The 16,324-nt window shown below is 48.3% G+C and carries 16 protein-coding genes; 6 read left to right on the forward strand and 10 right to left on the reverse strand.

From position 1 onward, the window contains the following. Positions 1 to 11: 11 nt before the first annotated feature. The gene (locus tag NDI33_RS24065) at positions 12 to 1,451 is read right to left on the reverse strand and encodes a 1-acyl-sn-glycerol-3-phosphate acyltransferase (protein ID WP_190673485.1); all 1,440 of its coding nucleotides are present in this window, start codon (positions 1,449 to 1,451) and stop codon (positions 12 to 14) included. A 78-nt stretch (positions 1,452 to 1,529) separates the two neighbouring features. Here NDI33_RS24065 and NDI33_RS24070 point away from each other — a divergent pair, with 78 nt between their 5' ends. The 3 genes from NDI33_RS24070 to NDI33_RS24080 all read left to right on the forward strand — a co-directional run bounded on the left by NDI33_RS24070 (position 1,530) and on the right by NDI33_RS24080 (position 5,069). Continuing rightward, positions 1,530 to 3,338 (forward strand): proline--tRNA ligase, encoded by a 1,809-nt coding sequence (locus NDI33_RS24070; RefSeq protein ID WP_190673488.1) that lies wholly within the window; start codon positions 1,530 to 1,532, stop codon positions 3,336 to 3,338. Between the two features lie 184 nt (positions 3,339 to 3,522). Next, positions 3,523 to 4,341 (forward strand): DUF2993 domain-containing protein, encoded by an 819-nt coding sequence (locus tag NDI33_RS24075; protein WP_190673491.1) that lies wholly within the window; start codon positions 3,523 to 3,525, stop codon positions 4,339 to 4,341. 89 nt (positions 4,342 to 4,430) lie between these two features. After that, on the forward strand, positions 4,431 to 5,069 hold the full coding sequence (locus NDI33_RS24080; protein ID WP_190673494.1) for a GerMN domain-containing protein: 639 nt from the start codon (positions 4,431 to 4,433) through the stop codon (positions 5,067 to 5,069). A gap of 8 nt (positions 5,070 to 5,077) precedes the next feature. On the opposite strand, the gene NDI33_RS24085 is transcribed toward NDI33_RS24080, so the two are convergent. The 3 genes from NDI33_RS24085 to efp all read right to left on the reverse strand — a co-directional run bounded on the left by NDI33_RS24085 (position 5,078) and on the right by efp (position 6,980). Continuing rightward, positions 5,078 to 5,431: a metalloregulator ArsR/SmtB family transcription factor gene (locus NDI33_RS24085; protein WP_190673497.1), complete on the reverse strand. Its 354-nt coding sequence runs from the start codon at positions 5,429 to 5,431 to the stop codon at positions 5,078 to 5,080. Positions 5,432 to 5,758: 327 nt separating this feature from the next. After that, positions 5,759 to 6,277: an acetyl-CoA carboxylase biotin carboxyl carrier protein gene (accB, locus tag NDI33_RS24090; protein WP_190410538.1), complete on the reverse strand. Its 519-nt coding sequence runs from the start codon at positions 6,275 to 6,277 to the stop codon at positions 5,759 to 5,761. Between the two features lie 145 nt (positions 6,278 to 6,422). Then, a complete protein-coding gene (gene efp / locus NDI33_RS24095) occupies positions 6,423 to 6,980 on the reverse strand; it encodes an elongation factor P (RefSeq protein ID WP_190440430.1) in 558 nt (185 codons plus the stop codon). Positions 6,981 to 7,175: 195 nt separating this feature from the next. Here efp and NDI33_RS24100 point away from each other — a divergent pair, with 195 nt between their 5' ends. Together NDI33_RS24100 and NDI33_RS24105 are read left to right on the forward strand one after the other, a co-directional pair. Further along, entirely contained in the window at positions 7,176 to 8,312 is a 1,137-nt protein-coding gene (locus NDI33_RS24100; RefSeq protein ID WP_190673500.1) for a peptidylprolyl isomerase, read from the forward strand. A gap of 99 nt (positions 8,313 to 8,411) precedes the next feature. Then, a complete protein-coding gene (locus NDI33_RS24105) occupies positions 8,412 to 8,723 on the forward strand; it encodes a hypothetical protein (protein WP_190530198.1) in 312 nt (103 codons plus the stop codon). 337 nt (positions 8,724 to 9,060) lie between these two features. Here NDI33_RS24105 and NDI33_RS24110 read toward each other — a convergent pair whose 3' ends face one another. The 4 genes from NDI33_RS24110 to tyrS all read right to left on the reverse strand — a co-directional run bounded on the left by NDI33_RS24110 (position 9,061) and on the right by tyrS (position 13,169). Continuing rightward, positions 9,061 to 9,915, reverse strand: a complete 855-nt coding sequence (locus NDI33_RS24110) for an exosortase-dependent surface protein XDP2 (protein ID WP_190673503.1) — start codon at positions 9,913 to 9,915, stop codon at positions 9,061 to 9,063. 605 nt (positions 9,916 to 10,520) lie between these two features. Then, positions 10,521 to 11,144, reverse strand: a complete 624-nt coding sequence (locus NDI33_RS24115; RefSeq protein ID WP_199302321.1) for a hypothetical protein — start codon at positions 11,142 to 11,144, stop codon at positions 10,521 to 10,523. Then, a complete protein-coding gene (pyrF, locus tag NDI33_RS24120) occupies positions 11,141 to 11,893 on the reverse strand; it encodes an orotidine-5'-phosphate decarboxylase (RefSeq protein ID WP_190673505.1) in 753 nt (250 codons plus the stop codon). Before pyrF ends, NDI33_RS24115 begins: the two co-directional genes overlap by 4 nt. A 67-nt stretch (positions 11,894 to 11,960) precedes the next feature. Beyond that, complete coding sequence (gene tyrS / locus NDI33_RS24125; RefSeq protein ID WP_190673508.1) at positions 11,961 to 13,169, reverse strand: tyrosine--tRNA ligase; 1,209 nt, start codon at positions 13,167 to 13,169, stop codon at positions 11,961 to 11,963. A gap of 324 nt (positions 13,170 to 13,493) precedes the next feature. Here tyrS and NDI33_RS24130 point away from each other — a divergent pair, with 324 nt between their 5' ends. Continuing rightward, positions 13,494 to 15,413 (forward strand): PBP1A family penicillin-binding protein, encoded by a 1,920-nt coding sequence (locus NDI33_RS24130; RefSeq protein WP_190436664.1) that lies wholly within the window; start codon positions 13,494 to 13,496, stop codon positions 15,411 to 15,413. Between the two features lie 43 nt (positions 15,414 to 15,456). Here NDI33_RS24130 and NDI33_RS24135 read toward each other — a convergent pair whose 3' ends face one another. Both NDI33_RS24135 and NDI33_RS24140 read right to left on the reverse strand, forming a co-directional pair. Continuing rightward, complete coding sequence (locus NDI33_RS24135) at positions 15,457 to 15,780, reverse strand: DUF1825 family protein (protein ID WP_190410546.1); 324 nt, start codon at positions 15,778 to 15,780, stop codon at positions 15,457 to 15,459. A 107-nt stretch (positions 15,781 to 15,887) separates the two neighbouring features. Then, complete coding sequence (locus NDI33_RS24140; protein WP_190673511.1) at positions 15,888 to 16,184, reverse strand: hypothetical protein; 297 nt, start codon at positions 16,182 to 16,184, stop codon at positions 15,888 to 15,890. Between the last annotated feature and the right edge of the window lie 140 nt (positions 16,185 to 16,324).

Genomic DNA, 16,324 nt, shown 5'->3' on the forward strand with positions numbered 1-16,324 from the left:
AACTGGGGATTTCATCCAGCCGAAGCAATCAAACCTTCCATCGCGTGTTGCAAATCTTTAGTCAAATCAGTTACTGCAAGTCTCGCACCGTGGCGATTTGCCTGATAGACTGGGTAGCGTTCTGAAACCGAGATGGGTTGCCCTACACTCATCTCTACCCGTTGCTTACCTAATCGAGGACGCTGGAAGGGATTGCTGCCTTTGATTCGAGTTACCATATCCCATAAAAGTAAGGTAGTCTCGGCAAAACGCTCTACGGTTGGTTTTTCTAGAACATATTGTCCAGTTACGGCTACAAAAGTTTCTACCAACCGCATATGCCATATCCGAAGGCTGGCTTCCTCAGCAATTCGATTCGCCAATCCGCGTTCTAGGGGAGACAGCGCTTTAATATTCTTCAGGTCTTCCCGATAGATATAATTCCAGCCAGCCGCCTCTAGACGACGACAACGGTCAATTACGCTTCCCTTGGATGGCAGGTTAAAATACTCTTCTGCCACTGTTAGGGCCACATTCAGTAGTGCTTGAAGTCGAATCGCCAAAGCTTCATTCGCATTGTTCTGTGACGCTTCCACAGTCGGCAAAGTTTGATGATAAAACCGGGTGTAAAACTCCTCCATTACAGACAGTAAATGTTCGCCTAGACGACACAGCCGCTGGTAGAGAGAAGCTTGAAAAGGTTGCAGGTTAGCAGATGGATTTAAACTTTCACCCTGTAATTCGCCTTTCAATTCACCCTTCAACTTTCCTTCTGGCAAACCGCTCGCTACTTCCAATTCGCCTAAAAGCTTTTCTATCCCTTTCCAGGGAGCTTCGACGTAACGGTATTTAATTCCGACTGGCACAATTAAAACTTGCTCCCCTCGTCCAGCCTTCTGCAAATCTTCAGCACACCAAAAGCCTAATTGTGCGATTCCGGGTTCTAGAGGGCTGATAATCTCATTGTGACCATTGGTGGCTCCTTCTGGGGAAGCGGTTATCGGAAACCGAGCATTGGCAAACAGGTCACGAGCCGAACGCAATCCCGTCCAGTCTGCCTTACCGCGATGGATAGGGGTACCACCTAAGCGAGAATAGAGCCAGCCCATGTGCGCTCCCGCCCATAAAGGAATCCCTCGGTCATAAAGAAAGTGGGCATGAATCGGGTGCTGTAGTGAGATACCCTTTTCTCGTGCCAGCCGCGGTACTAATTTCCAAAGCAGATAGCTCATGCACAGCGGATCTTCAACTCTGGGATGGCGAAATGCCATCATAAAGCGGATCTTCCCATCCTGAAATTGGCGATATAAATCGACTAAAATCTCAACGTTTTCTGCTTGAATTTGGGTAATCGCTGTTTGGGAACGTATGCAGCCAGGTAGCACTTGTTGGGCGGCTCGTAAAACCAGGGGGTTGAGCGCCGGTGGAATAAATTCTAGAGGAGGCTGAGCCGCACTCATTAAATCGGGCAAAGTGGTTTTCTTGTGAACTTGTGGACATTCTAGACTTAACTGAGATATCGATTATCCAATCTGTAGAGGGAACCAGCGATGCGACTGTCACAAATGTTTTTTGTCACTCTGCGGGAAGAACCGGCGGAAGCGGAAATCCCCAGCCATAAATTACTGCTCCGTGCAGGCTACATTCGTCGCATCGGGAGCGGTATCTACGCCTATTTACCCTTCATGTGGCGGGTGTTGCAAAAAATCTCTCAGATTGTACGGGAAGAGATGAATGCAACCGGCGCACAAGAGTGTCTACTCCCGCAACTACAACCCGCTGAATTGTGGCAGCAGTCGGGGCGCTGGGATACTTATACCAAAGCTGAAGGGATCATGTTCGCCCTGACAGACCGCCGAGAGCAGGAACTGGGGCTGGGGCCAACGCATGAGGAAGTGATTACAGCGATCGCTCGTGATATGATTCGCTCCTACCGCCAGTTGCCTCTGCACCTCTACCAAATTCAAACTAAGTTTCGGGATGAAATTCGCCCCAGATTTGGTTTGATGCGAGGACGGGAATTCATCATGAAGGATGGCTATTCGTTCCACGTCGATGAAGAAAGCTTGAAAAAAACTTATCAGGATATGCACCATGCTTACAGCAAGATGTTAAGCCGGACGGGTTTAGCTTTCCGTGCTGTAGAAGCTGATTCCGGTGCGATTGGAGGGTCTGGTTCTCAAGAATTTATGGTGTTGGCTGAAGCCGGGGAAGATGAAGTTCTCTACACCGAAGATGGCAAGTACGCCGCCAATGTGGAAAAAGCGGTTTCTTTACCTGCTGACATCGAACCATCTCCGTTTAACACTTATGAGAAGCGGAAGACGCCGGACGCCGATACCATTGATAAACTCTGTCGATTCCTCAAGTGTTCGCCGACTCAAGTGGTGAAAAACGTCCTCTACCAGGCAGTTTATGACAACGGCTTGACGGTGCTGGTACTGATTAGTATCCGGGGCGACCAAGAAGTTAATGAGGTAAAGTTGCACAACGCTCTGACAAAATTGGCACCGGAATACCAAGCCAAAACGGTGCTATCTGTAGAGGTTCCAGCGGCAGCGCTTCAGCAACTGTGGGCGACGAGACCCCTACCTTTGGGCTATATCGCTCCCGACATTGCAGATGATTATATCTGTACGGCTAAAAATTTAGCTCCCCGGTTTTTGCGGTTTGTCGATAAAACTGCGGTCGAGCTAAAAAACTTCGTCACAGGTTCTAACGACTTGGAATACCATGTTGTCGGTGCTAATTGGGGCGAGCAGTTTAAGTTACCAGAAGGGGTCGTAGATATCCGCAAGGCACGACCGGGCGATCGCGCAACTCACGATCCCGCTCAAACACTCCGTACTGCCCGTGGCATTGAAGTGGGGCACATTTTCCAGCTAGGTAACAAGTATTCTCAAGCAATGGGAGCCACTTACACCAGCGAACAAGGTGAGGAAATTCCCCTAATAATGGGTTGTTATGGTCTGGGTGTTTCGCGGTTAGCGCAGGCAGCCGTAGAACAATCTTATGACAAAGATGGAATTATCTGGCCTGTTGCGATCGCGCCCTATCACGTCATCATCTCAGTTCCCAACACCAGCGACGCCCAACAAGTGGAAGTTGCCGAAAAACTATACACCCAGCTGAATCAAGCGGGAATCGAAACCCTTTTAGATGACCGCGATGAACGAGCGGGAGTAAAGTTCAAAGATGCCGATTTAATCGGGATACCCTATCGCATCGTAACCGGGCGATCGCTCAATAGCGGTAAAGTGGAAGTTGTCGAACGGGCGACTCGCAAATCTCAGGAAATTCCTGTGGAGGAAGTCGCGACCACTTTAAAGCAGCGGATTGATGCTGCTTTAAATCAATAACAATTCACCCCAAAGGCACAAAGACACAAAGTTCTCATTCTGTGTCTTTGTGCCTTTACGCTTCAAAAAACCCTTGGATGATATTTGATGCCAATGCGCTTTTATCACTCCTAAAAACTTTGCGTCTGTGCGCGAAATTTCAGAAAATCGCGTCATTGTGCGCCAGAAAATTTAAGCGAGAACTATGGAATTTATAGCAATTTTTTTATCTGGTTTGCTTGCTCTCGTTTCCCCTGTTAATTTTGCCATTGACCGCATCGCTGCGAATGCCATTCGTTCACGGTTTGATAAAGTGGAGCAGTTGCAAGTCCGCGTTGACAATGCTCCAAATTTCCAAATCGTGCGAGGAAAAGTTGAGCGAGTGCGGATTGGTGGGCGAGGGTTGTGGGTAACGCCAGAATTCCGGATTGCAGAGCTGGAAATAGAAACCGACCCCATTAACCTGGATGTGGCGCGTCTCCAGCAGAAGCGAGTGCGACCGACCGAATTGTTGAAGGAACCTTTACAAGCTGGGGTGCGTTTGGTGATTACCCAGCAAGATATTAATCAAGCTTTACAGTCACCCGCCGTTAGCGCTCAATTGCGTAAACTGGGAAGCCGCATTCTTGGCAGCAACGCTGATATGCTGGTTCAGCGCTATGAGTTTGTCAATCCTCAAGTGGAATTTCTGGGAGATAACCGGCTGCGTTTCCAGTTGGAATTGCAGGAGCCGGAAAATGCAGATAAACTGGTTGTCTCGGTGGAATCAGGGCTAGGTATCGTGTCTGAGCATCAGTTGCAATTGATCGAGCCAAATGTCTTGGTCAATGGGATGCCAGTGCCACCCCTCCTGGTTGCCTCCTTCGTGTCCGGTCTCAATAGCCGCTTGGATCTACGCACCTTGGAAGATAGAGGGATTGCTGCCCGACTCATAAAATTAGATTTAAATCAAGAACAACTAGAGTTAGCTGCATTTGTGAGGGTAGAAAAGCCAGACACAGCTTCCGCATCTAGGCCGCGTTAGAATTATCCGGAGCAGCGCTCGTCTTCACTGTATTCCTCAACAAAACCTCCTCACCAGCATCCAAATAAATTTTAAGGAGGGAAATTGATATGAAAATTCAACAACCAGGCCGTCGAATCGGGATTGGCATCGCCGTTAGTGTTTTGGCGATGGCTTTGGCGGCTTGTCGCCCAGGGGAGCAACAGGCAGCAAATACAGACTCTTCACCAACACCATCAGCTACGGCTATCCAACCGACTACTTCGCCTCAGGCGTCTGTACAGCCGTCTGTGCAGCCGTCCGCTCAGCAACTACCCAGTCAGAAGACGGTTCAGGTCTACTGGCTCAAGAGTAGTGGTAGCAAGATTGAGGTGGTGCCCGCTCCGGTCAAAATACAGGCAGGCGTTAAGTCTGAGAACATTCTAGAAGGTGCGTTTAATCGCTTGTTGGCAGGCCCGAACGATCCGGCTTACAGCAGCACGATTCCCAAGGGAACGCAGCTACGAAATCTGGATGTTCGGGAGGATGGTGTTCACGTAGATTTGTCCCAAGAATTTACTGCTGGTGGCGGTAGTGCCTCGATGACAGGTCGCGTGGCGCAAATCCTCTATACAGCCACCAGTATCAATCCCAATACCAATGTTTGGATTGATGTAGAGGGAAAAAGGTTGGAAGTTTTGGGCGGTGAAGGGTTGGAACTCAATCAGCCTCTGACTCGCCAAAACTTTGAGAAAAATTTTGATTTATAGGGCTTTGTTTACTTTCTCGCGCTTAAGCTAAAGTCACGGAAGTGACGGGCTTGCTGTTCAATCCGAGCGGCAAGGCGATCGCAAACTAAGTTACATAATTCAAAAATCAACTCATCTTCCACTTTGTAATAAGCCGATGTCCCTTCGCTGCGGCGACTCAGGATACCGGCTTGCAGCATCACTTTTAGATGCTTAGAAACGTTAGCCTGACTGGTTTGTGTTGCATCAACCAATTCTTGTACGCATTTCTCGTCGTCGCGCAGGAAGTTCAAAATCCGCAACCGCATTGGTTCGCTCAAGATGCTGAAATACTCTGCAAGTTGTTGTACAACTTCTGGTGGTACAGACAAAGCTTGTCGCATGAGACTAACCAGAAATGATAGTTCATCCTGATTATATATGATGTTTTTTGGTTAATAACTATTTAGTAATTGTTAAATTTCTTTTGTTGATTAATATTGTGAACCGGGTAACTTTAGATACGATTTCTTAAAGGAAACCTCGTAGAATTAAATAATGGAAATATGCGTATTTAGCAAAATTAATCGATATTTCCATTATTTAGAAGGAATTTTTTAGACAATTAAATTATACAAAAAAGTTTACTCCAAAAATAGAAAAATTTTGGAAATAAACTTTTTGGGCGATTCATGGCAGATGCCTCCGCGCAACGTTTACAAACGCTAAAGTTATTCGGGGTTAATCCGCATCAGCGGTTGACCATACTCAACAGGTTCGCCGTTTTGAACCAAAACTTCTATCACCGTACCGGACACCTCGGCTTCAATTTCATTCATCAGCTTCATTGCCTCAATGATGCAGACGGTTTGTCCGGTACGGATGCGATCGCCCACTTCCACAAATGGAGAATCATCCGGTGAGGGAGCGCGATAAAACGTCCCCACCATCGGTGATTTGACATCTTCGAGTCTTCTATCAATGGGAGAACCAGCAGTGGTCGGCGGGGCAGTTCGTGGCACCGCCTCTAAGTTCGGGCTGGACGGCATGGACGGAGATGCCTGGGAGGGGGGAGCCGAGACTTCGGGACTCCCACTCCCTGCCAGGGCGGGTGGCAAGACCGGCAAACCTCCGCGCGGATCTTTCCGCACGGTGAGTTCAAAATCAGCGCTTTTGAGTGTCAACTCTGTAATATCGGTTTGCGCGATCGCTGCCAGCAGTTCACGGAGATCGTTGAAGTCTATGGACATGAGAAAAAGGATGTCAGTAGTCAGGGATTAATTGTTGCTTGGTAGAGACAAGGGTAAATCTCGTCTCAAGGTCAGTGTCAGTTGTTGGTTGTTGGTTGTTTCTTCTGTACCGCTGACCCCTGACCACTGACTAAAAACTTTTGCATTATTCTCGACCCAGATAGGTATCGCTACGGGTATCAATCTTGATCCGCTCTCCGACCGTGATAAACAGGGGAACCATCACCTGGGCACCTGTTTCCACAATCGCGGGTTTCGAGCCGCCAGTGGCGGTATCGCCTTTGAGACCGGGATCGGTTTGCGTCACTTCCAGCACTACGGAGTTGGGCAGTTCCACTTCCATGATCTGCTCGCCCCAGCTGATGACGTTCACTTCCATGCCTTCCTTAAGGTACTTTACGCGATCGCCAATCTGAACCGCATTCAGGCTTGCTTCTTCATAGGTTTCCATGTCCATAAACACGAACTGGTCGCCTTCTTTGTAGGTATGCTGCATCGTGCGCTTTTCCAGATTTGCCTGGGGCACCGTTTCTGCGGCCCGGAAGGTTCGTTCCACAACGGAGCCTGACTGCACATTTTTTAGCTTAGTGCGGACAAACGCAGCTCCTTTCCCTGGCTTAACGTGGAGAAATTCCACTACCCGCCACACAGCTCCATCTAATTCAATGGTGACGCCAGTTCTAAAGTCGTTACTCGAAATCATGAATCTTTATCTAGGGGAGAACAATCGGCACCTCATTTTACCGCGAGCGGAGGTTCTTCCTATTACTCGTAGATCGATCGGCTGCGTCTAATGTCGCTGGGTCGGGACACCCGTGTGGCAAGATTAAAAATGGAGTTTTTGGTAAGCGTGAAAGCTTCAACCGCAGTCGGGAAAGCAGCATGCAGGAATTAATTTATGCTTGATTCAAACCGTTCCACGCTCGATTGGTTCAAACGCTTGGCTTTAACAGGCGTCTTAGTCGTGCTGATGATGACACTCTCAGCAGGACTCAGCGCTGCTTGGTGGGATTCTGGCAAAACTGCCCGTGATAGTGGATTGCCATCGGGAAATGCCATCACAGATGGTAAAGCTTTGTTACGGTATGCCCTACCCATTGACAATCAAGCAGTGCGGGAAATGCAAGCCGATTTAGAAGATATTTCCATACAACTGCGAAGTAAGCGTTGGAGTGCGATCGCCAGCGATGTTAGCAAAGCATCTCGAATTTTAAGCGATCGCTCCTCCGACTTGCTCGCAGGCGTCCCCCCGTCGCAGAAATCTCAAGCAGAAGCCCTAATTGCGAAGATGGAAGATCAATTCGGGAAGCTTCGAGAAACCGTGGAAGCCAAAGATAAAGACCAAACTCAGGCGGAACGGGGCAACGTTCTCGATCTCGTGGGTCAGCTAGAAGAGCTAATGGTGCCGGGATTCCCCTTCGAGGTGCCTTCAGAGTACAGTAATCTGCCTCAACTCAAGGGACGCGCCACTATAGAAATGACAACTGAGAAAGGCCCCCTGACCCTAGTAGTAGACGGTTACAGTGCGCCCGTAACTGCGGGTAACTTTGTAGATTTAGTCCAGCGTGGTTTCTATGACGGGCTAGAATTCGTCCGCGCCGAAGACTCCTACGTGCTGCAAGTGGGAGATCCTCCCGGCCCAGATCAGGGGTTTATTGACCCAGAAACCGGCAAATACCGGGCGGTTCCGTTAGAAGTGCTGGCGAGAGGGGACAAAGAACCTACCTATGGCATCACCTTAGAAGACGCGGGGCGTTACCTCGACCTACCCGTGCTTCCTTTCTCAGCTTACGGTGCCTTAGCAATGGCTCGTCCGGAAACAGAACCCAACGGCGGTTCTTCTCAGTTCTTTTTCTTCCTGTTTGAGCCAGAACTAACCCCAGCCGGTCGTAACCTGTTGGATGGGAGATATTCAGTTTTTGGCTATTTAACGAAAGGCAAAGAAGTTCTGGAAAAACTCGATGCAGGCGACAAGATTGTCTCGGCTAAAGTAATCCAGGGCGTGGAGAATTTAGTCCAGCCACAAGCCGCATAAACATCACAGGGCGATAAAGAGCTATTAATAGGGTGGGTGGGACGGCAATGCCAGCATTGCGCGATCGCCCACCCTCTCTGCTATAAAATTAGGAAATTTATGGCAATTATTGAGGTAATTTTTGTCATCACTGTCAGTGTGATGGCGGGTTTTTTGGTTTACAGTACCTCCCAGCAACGACAGCAGCAGATGCAACTAGAAAATGCTTTTTATCAATTGCTGGAAGCTCAAAATAGTTGTATTTCGCTCATTCAATTGACAGCAGCAGCAAGAGTAGATGTCCCATTAGCGAAGGAATACCTGGATCGTCAGGTGCAGATGTTTGGGGTGCTGCCAGAAGTAGATGCTGATGGAGATACCTTTTACCGCTTTCCTAAGCTGAAGCGGGATTCTGCTTCAGATAGAAATTAGCGTGAAGTGAGGAAATAGAACGATCGCGTTTTTTTGGGGAGTAGATGAGGCGCAATTTGCTTCTCTTTGCTCTCTTACTTTCTGGCAAATCCGCTTTAAGTTTTTGCGCCTCTATAGTAATCCGATTAGAGTTGTCAGATGCTAGCGGTTTGGATACCCGGCTTCTCCCTCGAAGTCGGGTATTTTGCCTTCAGGAGCAATAATAGTAGGTGTAGCTCCAGACGAATTCTAGTATCAGCAACTAAACAACGAGGACTAGAAGCGTTATCCACTTTCTAGCCCTCATTTTCATGTTCACTTTCACTCAGTCTTTATGAACGTAAATCTTCTCTAAAACCTAGCTAGCTTTGCGGCTTCGACGCCGACGAATTGTCATTAACGATCCAGCTACCAATCCCAAGCCAGCAAGCGTGGCTGGTTCAGGAACTTTTTGTTCTCTAGCCATTACTTTAAAGTCTGGGCCATTGTAACTCGCGTCTGCTGTCACTCGGATACCTGCTAGAGAAGTAATTCCCAATTGCGCTAGGCTAACTCCCCAAGAACCAACCTCTTGACTTCCACTAATTTCCATTGTGTCAATGCTATAACCTGCGGCAAACTGATCGGTTCGCTTGAGTTTTAGAAAATTACCAATGAGGTTGCCAGCTTTGTCAATTGCTTGAATACCTAGATCGCTGTTCTTGCCTCGTTCCCAGAAAAAGAGGTTGTCTAATCCTGTCTTATCTGCACGAACTAGGTTATTGAAGAAAAGGTTGATACTAAAGGAACCTTTATCCTCAGTATCAATAATGTTGTTGAGGTTTTGGTTACCTAGATAAGTAGCAATATCAGTATTGGTTGGGTTCTTAATTCCAGATACTTCAACACCGTTTGGCTTACTAGCTTTATCGCCTTTATCTGTGCTAGCAGCCCCCGTATTATTGTTGTAGCCACCGGCTTCTGGATTGGCAGTTTCTCCCTTCTTGCTAGTGAGAGTAATAGCAGTATTGGAGATTATTTTAGCCTCTTTAACCAGATTAAAACTATCAATTGTGACTTTATTCTGAGTAATCGACTGAAGCCAAATATCTGCCTCAGGGTTACTTTTTTGGCTAACGTTGGTTTGGAAGCTTGCAGCTTGCGCTGAACTAGAAATCGTGAAGGCTGTTCCAACGGCTAAGCATAGAAAAGTTGATGTACGCTGAAAATTCATTCTTTTAATCCTCTGGTAGGTGCTCATGTAGAAACGTTGTTGAAAGGTATTAGTTGAAGGTTTTCAGTGACAGATTCTCCCAATCCACAGCAACTCGTTAAGCCCAAACTTTAGCGATGTAGGTCTAAGCTAAAACTTTAGTCATTTAGCTGAAGTTTTGCTTTTCCGCCATTTCATCTAAATTAAACTGCCAACTTTCTCAAATAATTTAGTTCTTTTAGCTAAATCCTTCAGAAATCGGCACTATTTCATCCTAAGAGTAAAGATTAATTAAGTCATCCTTGAAGCTACGGAAATTAAAATTAGAATGCTTCTTGCTGTGCGTAAAATTTCGGATACCTTGAAAATGTTGTTAGAGATACAGAAGTTTTATTAAAAGGAATTACGTATAAAAGTAGGACTTTAGATAGATAGCGATCGCACTTTCAAAAGCTACAATTACGCACTCAAGTAAAAACTTGTAGATAATGATGAAATTACTGAGAAAAAATTACTGAGACGCATTAGAAATTAACCATCATTTAAGTAAAAGATGGATGAATTCCCGTTGAAGTTACGGAAGTGTCAAAAAAATGCTCGCTTCTTATGCGTGAGAGTTCGGAGATTTAGAGCGATCGCACTTTTCCCACCCGGCAATCTTGCAACCAATTCCGAACTGCCTGACCAATGATGCCATTACTGCTATCGCGCGGCGGTGTAGGGGGTCGTCCTCCCGGAGAAGGGCCAGTACGGGAAAACATGAGTGCTAGGCTCCAACCACTGTCAGTTTGAGCCAGAAATAGCCAGTGATACTGCTGTAATTCAATTGCCTTGCCAGCCGTATATTGTCGCTCCAAGGTGGTAATGAATAGCTGCTTGGGGGCTGCGGCCAGTTCGGCTGGAGTCGTTGGGGTATATTGACCGGGACCCAGGCTAAGCGGCTCAAATTCCGGGCGTCCAGCGATAATCACCGAACTAGAAGAAATATCAACTTTTCTGCTGCGGCGTCGAGCACGTTGATTGACCCGATTCGCATAACTGGGTAAATCCCGCAGGAGTAGAAGTGTGAGGTTTTCTAAATTATTGGGGCAAGCAGAAAGCTGCCGGGACAGAGAAACCCTGTCCCTGTTGAGTGCAGGGGCGGAGTTTCCTTGTCCCGGTTGAGTGCTGAATGCAGCGAACAGCGAACAGCCAGAAATCAGAAGTAACCGCCTAACTTCTAACAACTGACGCTTTCGACCTGAGTTCATGAAACCCCTGTTAGCTCGTCACAAATTCTTGCCCAAGCCGCAACAGGGTCAGAGGCGGCGGTAATCGGACGTCCAATTACCAAGTAATCAGCGCCTGCTTGGAAAGCTTGGGTGGGGGTGAGCGATCGCTTCTGATCTCCCGCTTCTGCCCAAGAGGGGCGCACACCCGGACACACCAGCAGAAAATCATCGCCGCAAGTCTGCCGCAGCTGGTTTGCCTCTTGGGGGGAACAAACTGCCCCAGCCAGCCCTGCTTCTTTGGCTAGCAGCGCCATCTGTAAGGCATACTCTGGCAGTTCTAGCGGTATTTTTAGTTCAAAGGCTAGCTGGCGCGAGGTGAGACTGGTCAGCAGCGTAATCGCAATTAAATTGGGGGGTGTCACCCCTACCTCCTCTGCGCCCTCCTGTGCCGCTGCTACTGCCCCCTGCAAGGCACCGCGACCGGCAGTTGCATGAATTGTCACTAAATCCACCCCGTAGCGGGCAGCGGCGCGACAAGCCCCAACAACCGTGTTGGGGATATCGTGAAACTTCAGATCCAGAAAAATTCGCTTTTGCCGGTCTTTGAGCGCCGTTAAGATTTCCGGCCCACTGCTAACAAATAGCTCTAACCCCACCTTCCAGAATGACACTTGGGGCAATTGATCGACGAGAGCGATCGCGGCTTTCTTTGTCGGCACATCCAGCGGCACGATGATGCGCTCTGTGACTGACTTAGGGGATTCTAGGCGAGTAGGATTTGGGTTCACGGGTAGGAGTAAGGCTGAAAAAATCGACTTGGCAACCAGAGTGAATTTTTCAATTCACTCGCTCACCTTAGCTTACAAGGCGGACAAATCGCTTTTTCCCCACACTCAGGATGCGTCCGGCTAGTTGTTCGGGCGTGTCAAAGACGAGATCGATGGTGTCAACGCGATCGCCATCTAGTCGTACGCCACCCTCTTGTATTCGCTGTCGTGCTTCCGAACTACTTTTACACAGACCGCTAGCACTGACAATGTAGAAAAACTTAGCCGGAAATTGCACGCTCGAAAGCGAAAATTCCGGTACATCGTCAGTTTTTCCCTTCCTCGCTTCCTCCGCGGCTTGCTGACCGTGGTACTGCTTCACAATCTCGAACGCAAGTTCTTGCTGGCGATCGCGCGGAGTTTCTGGCAACCGATCCAAAGGCAGATCCGTCAGGAGTTCAAAATACTGCTCCAACAGCTCATCTGGAATCTTTTCCAGCTTCTGATACATTGGAGTCGAGCGTTCCGATAGCCCCACATAATTGCCCAGAGACTTCGACATTTTCTGGACGCCATCTGTCCCGATCAAAATCGGCATCAACACCCCAAACTGAGGCTTCTGACCAAAATGCCGCTGTAAATCTCGCCCCACGGCAATATTAAATTTCTGATCGGTTCCTCCCAACTCCACATCCGCTTCTACCGCCACAGAATCATAACCCTGCATTAATGGGTAGAGAAACTCATGCAGATAAATCGGATTTTCTTGTTCAAAACGGAGAGCAAACCCCTCCTTCGCCAGCATCTGTCCCACCGTCATCGTGGCGAGTAATTCCTGAATTTTTGCCAAATCCAGTTTGCCCAGCCACTCCGAGTTGTAACGAATTTCCAACCGTCCCGGCGTATCGAAATCCAGGATTGGACGCACCTGATCCAGATACGTCTGGGAATTTTGAGCCACTTCCTCCGCCGTCAGCTGGCGGCGTACCTCAGACTTCCCCGTTGGATCGCCAATCCGAGCCGTAAAATCCCCCAGAATTAGAACAGCCGTGTGACCAGCATCCTGAAGCGATCGCAACTTTCGCATGGGGATAGTATGACCGAGATGAATCTCTGCACCTGTCGGATCGATCCCATACTTCACCCGCAAAGGTCGGTCAGCCTGCGCTAACCGTTGAACCAAATTCTCCGCCGGGTCAGAAGAATCAGGCTGATTGGGAAAAATTTCGCTGACGCCGCGATAGAGCCAACTGAGGGCTTCTGGAGGCGTTTTTGCCGATGATACACTAGCGGTCATGCTTTGCCAAAACTCAATCGGGTATGGTAACTAATCACTATATTTGTATTTAATGCAAGTTCAAGGCAAATCAGATTAGTATAATTTGCAAAAATTGTTAAAATCTCCATGCCCGATTTCAAAATTTTAGGAACAGGCTGCACTTATGCTGCTATAGCAGATCAGTTTTCTCCCCGGTCTAACCTCCCGATCGCATTCCCGGACAGATTTTAAAATCGTCCCTCCGGCTGCCCCTGGAAAGTCTTTGTAATTTCAATCAGCAAAGCCCTATCCAGTCGCACAACATCCAAGTCCCACATTTTTTAGTGAGGAAGTGAAATCCCCGTGTCGTCTAGCACTATTCAAGACAAACACCCGCGAGAGCCAGTCCCACCGATTTTTAAGTTCATGCAGGGAGTCGGGAAAGCAACGGGCGGAACCCTCCTCGGCATCACCATGCTTACCAGTTCGGTAGCTGCTGGTGGACTGGTTGGATTAGCAATTAGCTTCCGTAACCTCCCAGATGTGCGCGTTCTCCGCAGCTATGCGCCTACTGAAACTTCTTACATCTACGATGTTAAGGGCAAGCACCTCACCAGTCTCCACGGCGAAGCCAATCGCGAAATCGTCCCCCTTGACCAAATTTCTCCTGAACTGAAGCGGGCGGTTCTCGCAATTGAAGATAGCCACTTTTACTTCCACCAAGGCATCAACCCCAACAGCGTTGGTCGTGCTGTCCGAGCAAACTGGCAGAAGGGTTCGGTTGTTGAGGGCGGCTCGACGATCACCATGCAGTTGGTGAAAAACCTATTTCTCTCTCGCAAGCGTACCTTTAGCCGCAAAATTGCTGAAGCTGTGCTGGCAATTCGTTTGGAGCAAATCTTTAAGAAAGACCAAATTTTAGAAATGTACCTCAATCAGGTGTATTGGGGTCACAACAATTACGGTGCCCAAACCGCATCTGAAAGCTACTTCGGCAAAAAAGCTGCTGACCTCAACTTGGCAGAGGCGTCAATGTTGGCAGGGATGATTCAGGCTCCAGAAGACTACAGCCCTTTCACCAACTACAAGCTCGCCAAACAGCGACAAGCGCAGGTGTTGGGTCGGATGAAAGAGTTGGGGTGGATTACAGCCCAAGAGGAAGCAGCCGCCCGCAAGCTAACTATTAAAAAGGGTCAGCTGACTTCTTGGCAAACCAGCGAACTACCTTACATCACAGATGCAGTCGTGGCTGAGTTGAAAGAGCGCTTTGGCCCGGATGCAGTGCTAAAAGGGGGAATGCGAGTCCAAACTACCATCGACTACAAATTCCAGCGGATGGCGGAACAAAAGGTCAGTCGTTGGCATAGAAGACTTCAGGGTTGGGGAGTTTATAACAACCAAATTGCTCTGGTGGCAGTCGATCCTCGGACGCATTTTGTGAAAGCCTTAGTTGGCGGGGTTAATTACAAAAAAAGTAAGTTTAATCGGGCAACCCAATCGCTACGCCAGCCAGGATCTGCCTTTAAACCATTTGTTTACTATACGGCGTTCGCGACTGGGAAATATTCGCCCTATTCCACGGTCTACGATTCGCCAGTCAGCTATCGAGATGGAGGGGGCTATTACTCTCCTAGAAACTACGGCGGCGGCTATTCCGGTGCGATGAGCATTCGCCAAGCCCTCGTCGTCTCTGCTAATGTGCCTGCGGTGAAAATCGGACGGTCTGTGGGGCTGGATAAGGTAATTGAAACCTTGCGGACGATTGGCTTTAAGAGTCCGATTGAGCCGGTGATTTCCTTGCCTCTGGGAGCGATTGGTGTGACGCCGTTGGAAATGGCTGGCGGCTATGCCACGTTTGCCAGTAATGGCTGGCATTCTGACACCACGCTGATTGTCCGGGTAACAGACAGCCGAGGCAATGTGTTGCTCGATAACACTCCTAAACCCCGTCTGGTGTTAGACCCGTGGGCGACTGCATCTCTGACTCAAGTGCTGCAAGGGGTGATCAGTGGCGGTACGGGGAAAGCTGCACAGATAGGTCGTCCGGCGGCTGGTAAGACGGGTACGACTTCTTTAGAGAAAGATGTTTGGTTTGTGGGCTATGTCCCGCAGATGTCAACGGCTGTTTGGATTGGCAAGGATAACAACCGCAGCTTAGGCGGTGGTGTTACAGGGGGCCAGTACGCTGCTCCGATTTGGCGCGATTTTATGTCAACGGCTATGTCTGGCGAACCCGTGCAATACTTCCCATCACCTTCCAAATTTGAGAGACCCCGCTCATAATTTGAGATTTTGGATTTTGGATTCGCTCCAAAATCCAAAATCTTTAGGGTTGCTTGGACAGTTCGGATTTCATCCGCTCTAGGGTGAGGTTCATTTGGTCAAACATTTGAGCTGGAGTGATGCCAAATTGACCAAGCTGGGTATGTAGCTGCTGTACTGTCATTTGAGCCATGAAGTCATCAGATAGCTCGAATCGCTTCATAAAGACGCGATAGCGATCCATCATGGCTTCCATTTGCTCAATGAAAATCTTTTTTCCTTCGAGATCGAATTTGCCATAGTGGCTTCCCAGTTGGATCAGGGATTGATAATCTTCAAATAGCTGCTTGGCTTCTTGCTGAACAATTTCTGAATCAAAAAATCCCATAGCCTTTTCTTTTTCCCGTTAATGGGCTTCCCCGCCAAGGAGAAGTTTACTGCTTTGAGTATCATTTTAGTGCAGCCCAATGTTTCCGTTATATTCGGTTTTCCGTATTAACGGCGATCGCGCTCTAAATCCTCGATCGCTTTTTCCCTATACCATTCCTCTGATTTACCTGGATGCCTCTGTTTTAACCGCCCCACTAGCCGCACCGCAGCTGCCCTATCCCCGCTCAACAGTCTCAGCAGCTTGTTTTGTAGCTTAATGGTGGGTTGGCGACGCTGATGCTTACTTTGCTTAACGGATGATTGTTTAGCTGAAGATTGTAAGTTGCGAAACTGCCAGAAAAAAATAGCTAGCAGCAAAATCAAGCCGAGTAAGATAGCAATACCGATTGTCCAAGATGGCATCTTATCACCTGCCTACCATTGACAAGCTCAGGACTTACGCAAAGGCGCTAGATATAGCGTACAAGTTACACAAGTTGCATGGGAATAGAAGGATGTTTCAGTTCCTCAATCAAGGAATCAGAAAGCCACTGGTATTTCAC

The sequence above is a fragment of the Trichocoleus sp. DQ-A1 genome (genome assembly GCF_039961955.1).
Taxonomy (GTDB): Bacteria; Cyanobacteriota; Cyanobacteriia; order Cyanobacteriales; family FACHB-T130; genus FACHB-T130.

What these genes read in the sequence shown, in the direction of transcription:
- NDI33_RS24070 (WP_190673488.1), top strand. Translation starts at nt 1,530, where the DNA reads ATGCGACTGTCACAAATGTTTTTTGTCACTCTGCGGGAAGAACCGGCG.
- NDI33_RS24075 (WP_190673491.1), top strand. Translation starts at nt 3,523, where the DNA reads ATGGAATTTATAGCAATTTTTTTATCTGGTTTGCTTGCTCTCGTTTCC.
- NDI33_RS24080 (WP_190673494.1), top strand. Translation starts at nt 4,431, where the DNA reads ATGAAAATTCAACAACCAGGCCGTCGAATCGGGATTGGCATCGCCGTT.
- NDI33_RS24085 (WP_190673497.1), bottom strand. Translation starts at nt 5,431, where the DNA reads ATGCGACAAGCTTTGTCTGTACCACCAGAAGTTGTACAACAACTTGCA.
- accB (WP_190410538.1), bottom strand. Translation starts at nt 6,277, where the DNA reads ATGTCCATAGACTTCAACGATCTCCGTGAACTGCTGGCAGCGATCGCG.
- efp (WP_190440430.1), bottom strand. Translation starts at nt 6,980, where the DNA reads ATGATTTCGAGTAACGACTTTAGAACTGGCGTCACCATTGAATTAGAT.
- NDI33_RS24100 (WP_190673500.1), top strand. Translation starts at nt 7,176, where the DNA reads ATGCTTGATTCAAACCGTTCCACGCTCGATTGGTTCAAACGCTTGGCT.
- NDI33_RS24105 (WP_190530198.1), top strand. Translation starts at nt 8,412, where the DNA reads ATGGCAATTATTGAGGTAATTTTTGTCATCACTGTCAGTGTGATGGCG.
- NDI33_RS24110 (WP_190673503.1), bottom strand. Translation starts at nt 9,915, where the DNA reads ATGAATTTTCAGCGTACATCAACTTTTCTATGCTTAGCCGTTGGAACA.
- NDI33_RS24115 (WP_199302321.1), bottom strand. Translation starts at nt 11,144, where the DNA reads ATGAACTCAGGTCGAAAGCGTCAGTTGTTAGAAGTTAGGCGGTTACTT.
- tyrS (WP_190673508.1), bottom strand. Translation starts at nt 13,169, where the DNA reads ATGACCGCTAGTGTATCATCGGCAAAAACGCCTCCAGAAGCCCTCAGT.
- NDI33_RS24135 (WP_190410546.1), bottom strand. Translation starts at nt 15,780, where the DNA reads ATGGGATTTTTTGATTCAGAAATTGTTCAGCAAGAAGCCAAGCAGCTA.
- NDI33_RS24140 (WP_190673511.1), bottom strand. Translation starts at nt 16,184, where the DNA reads ATGCCATCTTGGACAATCGGTATTGCTATCTTACTCGGCTTGATTTTG.